The 13,238-nt window shown below is 58.0% G+C and carries 10 protein-coding genes and 1 tRNA gene; 3 read left to right on the top strand and 8 right to left on the bottom strand.

What is annotated here, in order from left to right; translation table 11 throughout:
- Window positions 1-62: 62 nt before the first annotated feature.
- The 7 genes from queG to ACR0FG_RS20235 form a co-directional block, all read right to left on the bottom strand.
- Complete coding sequence (queG, locus tag ACR0FG_RS20265) at window positions 63-1,109, bottom strand: tRNA epoxyqueuosine(34) reductase QueG (RefSeq protein ID WP_480895127.1); 1,047 nt, start codon at window positions 1,107-1,109, stop codon at window positions 63-65.
- 77 nt (window positions 1,110-1,186) lie between these two features.
- On the bottom strand, window positions 1,187-1,852 hold the full coding sequence (gene fzlA / locus ACR0FG_RS20260; RefSeq protein WP_480577374.1) for an FtsZ-binding protein FzlA: 666 nt from the start codon (window positions 1,850-1,852) through the stop codon (window positions 1,187-1,189).
- A 59-nt stretch (window positions 1,853-1,911) separates the two neighbouring features.
- Window positions 1,912-2,652: a monofunctional biosynthetic peptidoglycan transglycosylase gene (gene mtgA / locus ACR0FG_RS20255; protein ID WP_170716857.1), complete on the bottom strand. Its 741-nt coding sequence runs from the start codon at window positions 2,650-2,652 to the stop codon at window positions 1,912-1,914.
- Window positions 2,653-2,691: 39 nt separating this feature from the next.
- Complete coding sequence (locus tag ACR0FG_RS20250; protein WP_170716854.1) at window positions 2,692-3,609, bottom strand: Hint domain-containing protein; 918 nt, start codon at window positions 3,607-3,609, stop codon at window positions 2,692-2,694.
- Window positions 3,610-3,792: 183 nt separating this feature from the next.
- The gene (gene gltB, locus ACR0FG_RS20245) at window positions 3,793-8,325 is read right to left on the bottom strand and encodes a glutamate synthase large subunit (RefSeq protein WP_480895124.1); all 4,533 of its coding nucleotides are present in this window, start codon (window positions 8,323-8,325) and stop codon (window positions 3,793-3,795) included.
- Window positions 8,322-8,756 carry a GFA family protein gene (locus tag ACR0FG_RS20240; RefSeq protein WP_480895122.1) on the bottom strand — a complete coding sequence of 145 codons (435 nt, stop codon included), beginning with the start codon at window positions 8,754-8,756 and terminating at the stop codon, window positions 8,322-8,324. Before ACR0FG_RS20240 ends, gltB begins: the two co-directional genes overlap by 4 nt.
- 24 nt (window positions 8,757-8,780) lie before the next feature.
- Window positions 8,781-10,214, bottom strand: a complete 1,434-nt coding sequence (locus ACR0FG_RS20235; RefSeq protein ID WP_480895120.1) for an NAD(P)-dependent oxidoreductase — start codon at window positions 10,212-10,214, stop codon at window positions 8,781-8,783.
- A gap of 229 nt (window positions 10,215-10,443) precedes the next feature.
- On the opposite strand from ACR0FG_RS20235, the gene ACR0FG_RS20230 reads away from it, so the two are divergent.
- Window positions 10,444-11,247 carry an undecaprenyl-diphosphate phosphatase gene (locus ACR0FG_RS20230; RefSeq protein WP_480895118.1) on the top strand — a complete coding sequence of 268 codons (804 nt, stop codon included), beginning with the start codon at window positions 10,444-10,446 and terminating at the stop codon, window positions 11,245-11,247.
- On the opposite strand, the gene ACR0FG_RS20225 is transcribed toward ACR0FG_RS20230, so the two are convergent.
- Window positions 11,248-12,231 (bottom strand): complex I NDUFA9 subunit family protein, encoded by a 984-nt coding sequence (locus ACR0FG_RS20225; RefSeq protein WP_480895116.1) that lies wholly within the window; start codon window positions 12,229-12,231, stop codon window positions 11,248-11,250.
- A gap of 208 nt (window positions 12,232-12,439) precedes the next feature.
- Here ACR0FG_RS20225 and ACR0FG_RS20220 point away from each other — a divergent pair.
- Together ACR0FG_RS20220 and ACR0FG_RS20215 are read left to right on the top strand one after the other, a co-directional pair.
- Window positions 12,440-12,526, top strand: a tRNA-Leu gene (locus ACR0FG_RS20220).
- 166 nt (window positions 12,527-12,692) lie between these two features.
- Entirely contained in the window at window positions 12,693-13,190 is a 498-nt protein-coding gene (locus ACR0FG_RS20215) for an Arm DNA-binding domain-containing protein (protein ID WP_480895114.1), read from the top strand.
- Window positions 13,191-13,238 lie beyond the last annotated feature (48 nt).

Raw genomic sequence — 13,238 nt, 5'->3', positions numbered from 1 at the left:
GGATCTCTCCTTCTATTCGCGTAGATTTGGTCTAGCGGGTAATTCCGGCGCGTCCAGTCCGTTTACGTCATTTTCGCCAGTTGTTTCACCGCCCAGCGCGCAGCATCCGCCACAGCCGGATCAGGATCATCAATCAGCGCCTCCGCCGAAGGCCGCAACGCAGCCAACCCCGAGTTACCGATGGCATAGAGAACATTGCGCACAAACCGATCCCGTCCGATCCGCTTGATCGGAGAGCCTGAAAATATGACCCGAAATGTAGCGTCGTCCAATTGTGCCAGCTCGGCCAATGGCGGTGCCATCAGATCATCCCGCGCCGCATACCGCACATCACTTGCAGCAACTGCAAACTTGTTCCACGGACAGGCCGCTAGGCAATCGTCACAGCCATAAATCCGATTACCAAGCAGCCCGCGCAGACTTTCATCCACCGGACCTTTATGTTCGATGGTCAGATATGAAATACAACGCCGCGCATCCAACTGGTACGGCGCAGGAAAGGCATCCGTCGGGCACACATCCAAACAGGCACGGCAGGACCCGCAATGATCCATCTCAGCCAGATCCGATGGCAGGTCCAAGGTGGTGAAAACAGACCCTATGAAGGCCCAATTGCCCCAGTCGCGGCTTACAAGATTGGTGTGCTTGCCCTGCCATCCCAACCCCGCCGCGTGTCCCAGTGCCTTTTCAGGAACAGGCGCAGTATCGACAAACACTTTCACCTCGCCGCCGCCCTCGGCAATCAACCAACGCGCCAGGCGTTTGAGGCGCTTCTTGACCAGATCGTGATAGTCCTTGTTCTGCGCGTAAACCGATATCGCCCCCCGATCCGGATGCTCCAGCGCTTCGGTCGGGTCATGTTCCGGCGTATAGCTTTCGGCCAACATGATCACGGATTTCGCCTCGGGCCAAAGCGCGGCTGGATCGCCCCGCCAATGGGTCCGTTCCGCCATCCATCCCATCTGCCCGTGATAACCGGCCTCAAGAAACGCGGCCAAACGCTCTGGAACCTCGGGTACATCCCAGGGGCGACACACCCGGCACGCCACAAAACCCTCTGACAGAGCCTGTGCCACCAGCCGGTCCTTCAAGTCTGATCCGCACTTCATCTGTCCAAAATATCCTCGGGGGTGAATTGGCCCATAGGGCCAAGAGGGGGCAGACAGCCCCCTGACCACCGATCCTATCAGAAATCCAGATCGGCGTAATGGGGCGGAGGCCGGAAACCTGGCACCTGATCCGCCAGAATGGATCGGAACGCCGGGCGCGATTTGATCTTGGCGTACCAATCCTTCACCGCTTGCGAGCGATTCCAATCCACATCCGAGATATAGTCCAGCGCCGACAAATGCGCAGCGGCGGCAAAATCCGCCAATGTCATCTGATCCCCGGCCAGCCAGCGGCGATGATCCAGCAGCCACGCCATATAGTCCAGATGATACTTGATCGCCTTGGCCCCGGCCTTGACGTTCTTGCTGTCGGGATACCCCTGACCCGTCACCTTCTTGTTGACCCGCTCATACAGCAGCTTTGACGTGACCTCGTGATGGAACTTGTCGTCAAACCAGCCAACCAGCCGCCGAACCTCATACCGCGCTTCAGGCTTCTTGGGCATCAGCGGTGGTTCGGGACGGGTTTCTTCGATGTATTCGCAGATCGCGGCGCTTTCGGCCATGACCTGTCCGTCCAGCCTCAACACCGGAACCTTGCCCGCCGGGTTGCGGCGCAGGAAATCAGGGTCTTGTTCCCAGTATTTCTCTTCAACCAGTTCAACCTCGATCTTCTTTTCAGCCAGAGACAACCGGACCTTGCGGCAATACGGGGACAGGGGAACGTGAAACAGACGCGCCATGGGTTTCCAATCGAACCAGAGAATACCCCTCAAGCTTTAGCGCCTGAGGGGCCGGGGTTTCAATCCTCGAAACAATCCGCGCGACCATCTGCGCGGATGGTGGCCGCCCCATCCAATATAGACGCGGCACGGCGACGCGTGCGGACAGATGGATCGGTGACTGATCGGTTGCGCGGGGATGGAAGGATGGCCGCCAACCTTGCGGCCTGAACCGGAGACATCTTTTCTGCGCTCACACCATAATATCGCTGCGCCGCAGCTTCGACACCAAAGACGCCCTGCCCGGTCTCGGCCACGTTCAGATACACTTCCAATATCCGCTGTTTTGACCAGACCATCTCGACAACCGGGGTCATCGTCGTCTCAAGCGCCTTACGCACCCAGCTGCGACCCTGCCACAGGAACACGTTCTTGACCACCTGCTGCGAAATGGTCGAGGCGCCCCGCGCCCCACCGTCCTCCAGAGCATCTCGGATCGCTTCGACGTCAAACCCCCAATGCAGACAGAAATTCGCGTCCTCGGCAGCCACGGCCGAGCGCGCCATGATCGGCGCGATCTGATCAAATGCCACCCATTCCCGCTCAACCCGGCCCAATCTGCGCCATTCTGACCAGATCGTATGCGTGACCGGCGGGTTGATGACCGAGTAGAGCAGAACCAGCGCCACAAACACCGCTGCAACGCCCAAAGCCAGTCGCACCAGCCAACGCCGTATCAGACCCAACACTGAGGGTCGCTTATTTGCCTGAGTTGCCTTTTTCTTTTGACCGCCTTTTTGGCGGGCTGCTTTCTTTGCCATGACCCTGCTATACGTCGCGCGCGGGAGGTTGGGAAAGGTCTAATTCGCCATCAAACGCCCTTCACGTGGATGGACCACCGGGCGCACCGTCTTGATGTCCCACCCGCCATTTGCTGCAAGTTCGGGGAACAATGCCAAAATCTCAGCCTGCGTTGCCCGCTCGGGGCGTGATACCGCATGGCCGGGATAATAGCTTTCACTTTTGGCACCGTTGGCGAAAACAATTTCGTGCTGCGCAAATAGCAGATGAATATAGTCGATCGTTCCGCCCTCGACCCGCGTGACAGTTTCGCCATTCACCAGGCAATGAGCCGCGATCAGAACTTCGGCATGGCCATAGAGATATGACGCGCGCCAGTCATCAATCAGCATCCGGTGCTGAGGTGACACCAGAAGAGGCTGGGTCAACCCAAACAATCCGCGTTCGAAGCGAACGGGGGCCATTTTCCCTTGGGCTTCAACCGTGGTTCGTCCGATCCAGATCAGCGGTTGCGCGCCATGATCCGCGGTTATGACCAGATCCCCTGCTTTCAGGTCTTCAACGGCACGCTCGCCGTCCGGTGTTGCGATCATGGTGCCCGGCGTAAAACAAGGTGGCCCCAACTCATCCGGGACATTCAATGGACCTTGCGTGGTCACGAAGGTCGTCGATACCAGCGTGCCTGCCTGCAGCACTTGATCATCGGTCGGCGTGAAAACCCGGGTGCCATCGGCCAGGTAAAAGGTGATGCCTTCATAGGTCACATTGCCTACACCGGGCACATTGATCGTCACCGTATCACCTGGCCAGGAATCCGTGACCAACTGACCGTTGACCGTGTCGCCGCCAAAATCCTCAATCTCGTTGTTGTCGTCCTGATCGATCAGATCAAAAACACCCACGGTGATTGCCGTGCCCGCAGGAGGCGGGTTGGCCGGATCGAATGAATAAAACTGGTCCGTGTATGTTGCCGGCATCTGCTTGCTCCAACTCACCTGCGCTCGGACGAAAAAATGCCCGGCAAAGCCGAACAAACTATGACCAAAGCTTGGCGCTTTTTGTTCCGTGCCACAAGGAACCGGCGCGCGAACTCCAAACAGAAAGGCCCCCGCGTGTCATTCAGAGCACGCGGAGGCCGGCTTTAAATAGTGCGATACCGCCTATTCAGCGGGAACCGCAGCCGTCTCGACCGAAAGAGGATGGCTAAGCTTGTTCAGCATCTCTTTTGGGCAAACCTGTAGGAAATGGACCTTTTCCACATCCCAATGTTGCAGGATATCGGCGGCCTTACGGCTGTTGGTTTCCTCGGCATGACGCTCGATAAGCGTTTTCAGCTGATCTTCCCAGTGATCCACCGTGACCGGGCAGGTCACAAGCGTTTCCATGTTCATCAACAACCCGGCCTTACCTTCGGGATCATATAGATAGGCCATTCCGCCCGTCATACCCGCACCGAAATTTGCGCCAATATCACCCAAGATAACGGCCACGCCGCCGGTCATGTATTCACACCCGTTCGAGCCGCAACCCTCGACCACCACCGTAGCCCCCGAATTGCGCACGGCGAAACGCTCTCCGGCGCGGCCTGCAGCAAAAAGGTGGCCATCGGTTGCACCATACAGCACAGTATTGCCGATAATCGTGTTGTCGTCGGCCTTCAGCGGACTGACCTGCGGCGGGCGCACGACGATCATGCCACCAGACAGGCCCTTGCCGACATAGTCGTTGGCGTCGCCGGATACTTCCAGCTTAAGCCCAGGTGCCGCAAACGCCCCCAACGACTGACCCGCTGAGCCCTGCAGTTTGACATGCAGGTGGTCGTCCTGGAACGTGTTCCGCATCCCGAAATTCTGCACGATATGACTGGACACTCGTGTCCCGACCGTCCGGTGCGTGTTCTGCACCGCGTAGGAAAGTTGCATCTTTTCACCATCCTGCAGGAACCGCGCCGCATCGCGCACGATCTCGGCGTCCAGAGTATCCGGCACCGCATTCCTTTCACGGTCGCGGTCATAGACAATGTCATGCGCGCCATCGACAGTGATCAGCAGCGGGTTCAGGTCGAGATCGTCCAGATGTGCAGACCCACGGCTGACCTGCGCCAGCAGATCAGCCCGACCGATGATCTCATCCACCGAACGCGCACCGAGGCTGGCCAGCAACTCGCGCACTTCTTGTGCATAGAAGGTGATCAGGTTGACGACCTTGTCCGCATTGCCCGTGAACTTGGCGCGCAGATCTTCGTCTTGCGTGCAGACACCAACTGGGCAGGTGTTCGACTGGCACTGACGCACCATGATACAGCCCATCGCGATCAGGGCGGCGGTGCCGATGCCGTATTCCTCGGCCCCCATCATCGCGGCCATGACGATATCGCGCCCGGTGCGCAGACCGCCATCGGTGCGCAAGGTCACGCGGTCGCGCAGGTTGTTCATTGCCAGAACCTGATGCGCTTCGGTCAGGCCCATCTCCCACGGTAGACCCGCATATTTGATGCTGGTCGCAGGGGACGCTCCTGTGCCGCCATTGTGTCCCGAAATCAGAATCACATCTGCCTTCGCCTTGGCTACGCCAGCGGCAATCGTGCCCACGCCCGAGGACGCCACAAGTTTCACCGTCAGCTTGCAGCGCGGGTTGATCTGTTTCAGGTCATAGATCAGCTGCGCCAGATCCTCGATCGAATAGATGTCGTGGTGTGGCGGAGGTGAGATCAGGGTCACACCCTTGGTCGAATGCCGCAGACGGGCGATCAGGTCGGTGACTTTCATGCCGGGCAGCTGACCACCCTCACCGGGTTTCGCACCCTGGGCGACCTTGATCTCCAGCTCTTCACACTGGTTCAGGTACTCGGCGGTCACACCGAACCGGCCCGAAGCCACCTGTTTGATCTTGGCCGACGGGTTGTCACCATTGGGTTCCGGCACGAAATGCGCCGGGTCTTCACCGCCCTCACCCGAGTCAGACTTCGCGCCGATCCGGTTCATCGCTACGTTCAGCGTCTTATGCGCCTCGGGGCTGAGCGCGCCCAGTGACATCCCCGGAGTAACGAACCGTTTGCGGATCGAGGTGATCGATTCAACCTCTTCAATCGGCACCGGCTTGCCCAGCGGTTTGAAATCCATCAAGTCGCGCAGGTGGATCGGAGGGTTCGATTGCATCTTGGCCGAATACTGCTTCCACAGCTCATATGAGGCTCTGTTACAGGCCATTTGCATCATATGCATCGAGGTCGCTTCCCACGCATGGGTCTCACCCGATTTGCGCGCCTTGTAGAAACCGCCGATGGGCAGCACGTCCAGACCGCTGGTCCAGCCCTTGGCGTGGATCGCCTCGGCTTTGACGCGGATACCGTGAATACCGATCCCGGAGATCCGGCTGGTCATGCCCGGGAAATACTCGGCCACCATGGCACGGCTCAGACCCACCGCTTCGAAGTTCAGACCGCCACGATACGAGGACACGACGGAAATGCCCATCTTTGCCATGATCTTGAGCAGACCCTGATCAATCGCTTCACGATACCGCGCTACGTTCTCGGTCAGGGTGCCATCCAGCAGGCCGCGATCGATGCGGTCGGCCAGTGAATCCTCGGCGAGATAGGCGTTTACCACGGTTGCACCACAACCGATTAATACCGCGAAATAGTGCGGATCGACACATTCCGCAGACCTGACGTTGAGCGAGCAGAAAGTCCGCAAACCCTGTCGCGTCAGGTGACTGTGCACCGCGCTGGTGGCCAGGATCATCGGCATCGCCACCTTGTCGGGACCTGAGTGATGATCGGTCAGCACCAGATGGCCGGCACCCGAGCGCACAGCCTCTTCTGCCTCGGCCCGGATACGGGCAAGGGCCACATCCAACTGACCTTCACCCGCGGCAAAGCTGCAATCGATCTCGGCCAGGGGGGCGTTGAACTGTCCAACCAGCAAATCCCATTGTGCATTGCCAACAAACGGGCTTTCCAGCACCACGATCTCAGTCTGGCTACTGTCCTCATCCAACACGTTCTTCAGGTTGCCGAAACGGGTTTTCAGAGACATGACACGATATTCGCGCAAACTGTCGATGGGCGGGTTCGTGACCTGACTAAAGTTCTGACGAAAGAAATGGCTAAGCGGGCGATACTGTTTCGACAGAACAGCCGAAGGTGTGTCGTCACCCATCGAGGCCACCGACTCTTTGCCGTCTTCTGCCATGGGGGCGAGGATTTGCTCCAGATCCTCAACCGAATAGCCCGCCGCGATCTGACGCTTGCGCAATTCTTCGCCCGAGAACATCGGCGCTTCGGTCACGCCTGCCAGCGTTGTGTCCAGATCGTTGATCTTGCCGACCCATTCTCCGAACGGCAGGGCGCGCGCCAGCTTGTCCTTGATCTGCTTGTCGCGGAACAGCTTGCCCTTTTTCATATCCACGGCCAGCATCTGGCCCGGACCCAACGCGCCTTTTTCCGTCACCGATGCCTCATCAATCGGCACCATCCCGGCCTCGGACCCAGCGATCACCAGACCATCACCCGTCACCACATAGCGCATCGGGCGCAAGCCGTTCCGGTCGAGGCCAGCGCAGACCCAGCGGCCATCGGTCATCGCCAAAGCGGCGGGGCCGTCCCACGGCTCCATCACCGAGTTGCAGTAGGAATACATGTCGCGCCAGGCCTGCGGTAATTCTACGGCCTGCTTGGACCAGCTTTCCGGCACCAGCATGGTTTTCGCCATCGGGGCCGAGCGACCGGCGCGGACCAAAACCTCAAAAACCGAGTCTAATGCAGCCGAATCTGACGATCCACCGGCGATGATCGGCTTAATGTCTTCGGCGTAGTCGCCAAAGGTGCCACTGGCCATGCGGATCTCATGGCTTTTCATCCAGTTGATGTTGCCCCTGAGCGTGTTGATCTCGCCATTATGCGCCAACATACGGAAGGGCTGCGCCAGCCACCATTGCGGGAAGGTATTGGTCGAATACCGCTGGTGATAGATCGCAAAGGCGGATTCAAAGCGTTCGTCCATCAGGTCGGGGTAAAAGACGGCAACCTGCTCGGCCAGCATCATGCCCTTGTAGATGATCGACCGGCACGACAACGACGCCAGGTACAATCCCGAGATCCCGGCAGCCATCGCCGCCTTTTCGATCCGGCGACGAATAACATAAAGTTCACGCTCGAATGTCTCTTCGTCCACGCCTTTGGAGTTCGAGATCAGGATTTGCTCGATCTCAGGCCGGGTCGCGTTGGCCTTTTCACCCAAGCAAGTCACATCCACCGGAACGTGCCGCCAGCCATAGATGTAATAGCCCATCCGCAGAACTTCGGTTTCCACGATGGTCCGGCATTGTTCCTGCGCGCCGAAATCGGTGCGCGGCAGAAAGACCTGACCAACCGCGATCAACTCACCCAGATTGGGTTCATGACCGGTTCGACGAATCTGGTCATAGAAGAACTGGACCGGGATCTGCACATGGATACCCGCGCCATCGCCGGTCTTGCCGTCGGCATCCACTGCGCCGCGGTGCCAGATCGCCTTGAGCGCATCGATCCCGGCATCGACAACCTTGCGGCTTTTCTTCCCGTCTACAGAAACCACAAGACCCACGCCGCAGGAAGAATGCTCTTCTTCTTCGGAATAGAGACCATTTTCAGCCATCCACTGGCGCTTGGTTTCCTCGGCTTTGACCCAATCGGCATCATATTTGGTCATTGGCTGTCTCCTTGATCAGAGGGGGCAAACATGGCTTCGACCTCTGCTTTGGTCATCTGCTTACGCTCACCCGCAAACGCGTAGCCCTCGGGCTTTTTGTCGATATAGAGTTCAAGTTGCAGCGGCAGGTGCGAGTCTTCGAATAAGCCCGCCGCCATTTGCGTATGTCCGTGCATCTCACCCGGCAGGGTGATCCGATACCAAAGCGCCGAGCCACAATCTGCGCAGAACGCACGCTCGGCCCAGTCGGACGAGGTGAAGGTCTTCACCGGACCCAGAGCCGCATATCCGGGTTCGGCCTGAAAGGTCATCAGCATGGAACTGGTCCAGCGGCGACACTGGTCGCAATGGCAGGCGCCCAGCGCGTCGCGCGCAGGGGTTGCGGTCACAGTGACCGCGCCACACATACATTGGCCTTGCAATTCGGGCATTGCTGTCCCTCCTGATCGCTGGGCTTATTCGGCCGCGACCGCCGCTTTGGCGTTGAACCGGTCAATGATCGCGTCGGCACAGTCGCGGCCATCGCGGATCGCCCACACGACCAGAGAGGCCCCGCGCACGATGTCACCGATGGCGTAGACGCCCTCCATTTCGGTCTCGCCGGTCTGGAACGCGGCCTTGACGGTGCCCCAGCGGGTCACGGGAAGGTCGGGCTGGCCGAACAGGGTGGGCAGGTCTTCGGGCTCAAACCCCAGAGCCTTGATGACAAGGTCGGCCTCTTCGACATAATCCGCGCCTTCGATCACCTCAGGTGCCTGACGGCCCGAAGCGTCGGGCTGACCCAGACGCATTTTCTGGACCATCACGCCTTGGACCGTTTCATCGCCGGTAAAGCCCTTGGGCGCGCTGAGCCATTCGAACACCACGCCCTCTTCTTCGGCATTCTGGGTTTCCCGCTGCGAGCCCGGCATATTGGCACGGTCGCGACGATACAGACATTTGACCGAAGTCGCGCCCTGACGGATCGAGGTACGCACACAGTCCATCGCGGTGTCACCACCGCCGATCACAACGACCTTCTTACCTTCGGCGTTCAAGCGGCCATTGTCGAAATCCTCAACCGCGTCGCCAAAGCTCTTGCGGTTCGAGGCGGTCAGGAAATCGATGGCCTTTTCGATCCCACCCAGACCACTGCCCGGCATCGACAGATCACGCGACTTATATACGCCGGTCGCGATGATAACCGCGTCATGCTTGGCCCGGATTTCGTCGAACTTGGTGGCATCCACGTCGCAATTCAATTCGAATGTCACACCGCCATCAGCCAGCAGATCATTGCGGCGCTGCACGATGTCTTTCTCGAGCTTGAAGCCGGGGATGCCATACATCAAAAGACCTCCGGCGCGGTCATAGCGATCATAGACCGTCACCTGAATACCCGCACGGCGCAGCATATCCGCTGCGGCGAGCCCACCGGGACCACCGCCGATGATGCCAACGCTTTCGCTGCGCTCGGCCCCCGGTGAGATTGGCTTGACCCAACCTTTGTCCCATGCGGTATCGGTGATGTATTTCTCGATCGTCCCGATGGTCACTGTTCCATGACCGGATTGTTCGATTACGCAATTGCCCTCGCACAGACGGTCCTGTGGGCAGATACGACCGCAGATTTCAGGAAACGTGTTAGTGGCCTGACTGGTTTCATACGCCTCTTCCAAACGGCCTGTAGCGGTCAGGCGTAGCCAATCGGGGATGTTGTTATGTAACGGGCAATGTGTCTGGCAATACGGTACACCACACTGACTGCAACGACTGGCCTGTTCCTCGGCCTTTTCCGAAGCGTATTCGGAATAGATCTCATCAAAGTCTTCCTTGCGGTCCCCAGCGGCACGCTTTTCAGGCATGACACGGTCGATCTGCACAAATTTCAGCATCGGTTGCTTGGCCACGGGTCAGACTCCATGAATTGGCTTGGTCCGGCCTGTTTATGAGATGACTAATAGGATTAAAAGTCAATACTACTTACCTATATGAGTAAAATTTGCCTTCTCAGTCCAGAAAGTCGAAAAAACCTAACGATTTTATGCCCGATTCGGACCTATATGTTTGCTTTCCTTTCGGCCAACACGCGAATACCCATAAACACAAAGAAAGCATGGCGGCAGTTTTACAGGTTAGATGACTCTCTTTCAGCTGATTCTCGTGGCGATCATTCAAGGGATCACCGAATTTTTGCCTATTTCCTCATCCGGTCACCTAATCCTGCTGCCGGGTCTTACCGGCATGGACGACCAGGGACTGACGATAGATGTCGCCGTGCATGTTGGCACGCTTGGCGCAGTTGTTCTGTATTTCTGGAAAGATGTGAAACACGCCGTATCTGGCTTGCCCGCCGCTTTTGCCGGCCGCACGGATACGCCACAGGCACGGCTGGCGTTGGGGCTGATATTGGCAACCATCCCGACGGTTCTTGCAGGGGCCTCCCTGTATGTCAGCGGCCTAAACCAATCGCTGCGATCTGTCGCCGTGATTGGATGGGCGATGCTGGGGTTTGGTCTGTTGCTGTATTGGATGGACCAGAAAGGCCCTCAGACCAAACGGACATCGGATTGGAACGTCCGCGACGCCGTGATCATGGGGCTATGGCAGGTGCTGGCCTTGATCCCCGGCACATCGCGGTCCGGCATCACCATCACCGGAGCGCGGCAACTGGGTTACACGCGCGAGGACGGCGCCCGCATCGCGATGCTAATGTCGATCCCCACCATTCTCGCCTCGGGTGCGCTGTTATCGGTCGAAGTCGTCCGGAATGCTGACGCAGAACTGGCCCGGGATGGCGCCATCGCGGCGGTCTTTGCCTTTGTCTCAGCCTTACTGGCACTCAGCCTGATGATGCGCCTGCTGCGCAGCGTCAGCTTCACGCCCTATGTCATCTACAGGGTCGTGGTTGGCATTGTTCTGCTAAGTATCGCCTACAGCTGATCAGATCCGCAGATTTCTGGCCGAGTTCTGAATGTCGTCATACTGGCCCGATGGGCGGAACTTCCACAAATATTCCGGCAGGACGGATTCCATGGTGGCCGGGTCTATCCCGAGTTCTGCAAACCCCTTGGCCGCGTCCGAGACAACATTGTCGCGCCGAAGGTTCCGCACCTGATCGCGCGTTAGGATATTGTTCGGGAACAGCTGGAAACTGACAAATTTCGCGATGTCCAACATCCCGGCCATGATCCGCGCTACAAGGAATGGCATTCCGATAATGATCCGCCGCCGATGAATGACGCCCAGCATCTGTTGCATCAAGGCACGGAAGGATTTGACCTCGGGCCCGCCAAGTTCGTAAACACCGCTTTCGGCCTGCCCCTGAACGCCCAGAACGGCAGCTTTGGCAACATCGTCCACATATACCGGCTGAAACCGCGTCTCGGCCCCAACCAAAGGCAAAAACGGCCCCATCCGGGTCATCGCAGCAAAGCGGTTAAAGAACTGATCCTCGGTTCCAAAAATGACCGAGGGGCGCAGGATGACCGCGTTCGGCATGTGTTCCAACACGCCTTCCTCGCCTTGTGCCTTAGTGCGGGAATACTCGCTGTCCGAATCCGCATCGGCACCGATCGCCGAGATATGCACCATCCGAGAAATACCGTTTTCCGCCACCAGACGCGCAATCCGCTCGGCCCCTTCGGCCTGTACCGCGCCAAAGTCATTCTTGCCCAGCGCATTCAGAACGCCGACGCAGTTGACGACGGCATCCGCCTCCTGCATGGCCAGTGCGACCGAGGCGTCGTCGCGGATGTTACACAGGATTGGCTCAACTTGCCCGACAACGCCATAGGTCTTGACGAACATTGCCTCGTTCGGGCGCCGGACTGCCACGCGAACGCGCCATCCCGCAGCGGCCAATCGGCGCGCAACATAGCGGCCAACAAAGCCGGATCCACCGTAAATCGTGACCAGTTTGGACATGATCGCGCTCCTGCTGTCTCAGTCTCATCTGCTCTACTATCCGTACGCGCTTCAAACAAGGCGCAATAACGCCGCGCAAGGGCGGACTTGGGCACCGTCATAGTCCCCTGATCGAGCTGCCCGGGAATCGACAAAAAACTTTCAACAATTTCCGCGAATCCGGTTGACGCCCCGGGCCATCGGGCTTAAACGCCCCTCCACGACACCTGCCCAGGTGGCGGAATTGGTAGACGCGCTAGCTTCAGGTGCTAGTGTCCGTATGGACGTGGAGGTTCGAGTCCTCTCCTGGGCACCATTTCTTCCGAACATACATGCTCATAAACGCTCAATTTCATTGAGTTTTTGACCGATTTTCGGGTATCATTCTGAACATGGTGGAACATAGTACCCCACCCAATACCCCACAGTTTTGGGGTATCAAACAGGGGTACTGGGAACCGGTTTGGGAGGTGATACCCCACATGGCTCTGTCGGACGTTAAGATCAGGAAAGCAAAGGCAAAAGATAAACCATACAAAATGTATGATTCGCTGGGGCTGTTTGTTCTGGTGAAACCGAATGGCTCAAAGCTCTGGCGTCAGAAGTACCAGATTGCCGGGAAAGAACGCACGATTACACATGGTGCGTATCCCAATGTCTCTCTCAAAGATGCGCGCGGGAAGCGTGATAAAATCCGCGATCAATTGGCCGACGGGCATGACCCAGCAGTGCAACGGCGTCTCAACCAGATTGAGAAAGAAACGCAGGCGCGCAACACCTTTTTGCTGGTAGCAGAGGAATACCTTCAGATGGCGTATGATCGCGAGCTCGCAGATGCAACGATGCGGAAGAAGATCTGGCACGTACATACGCTAGCAGCGGAGCTTCACCATCGGCCAATCCGGGAAATTACAGCGGCTGAGGTTCTCCATGTCTTGTGTCTGACGTCAGCACCAATGGGACAGTTTAGGTCGATTTGATAAGAGAGGGTTTCTGGCTCATCGTAACCGCCAAGGAGTGGAGATGAG

This window comes from Ruegeria sp. E1 (assembly GCF_056534225.1).
The sequence above is the reverse complement of the archived record's forward strand: the minus strand, read 5'-3'. Positions and strand labels throughout refer to the sequence as shown.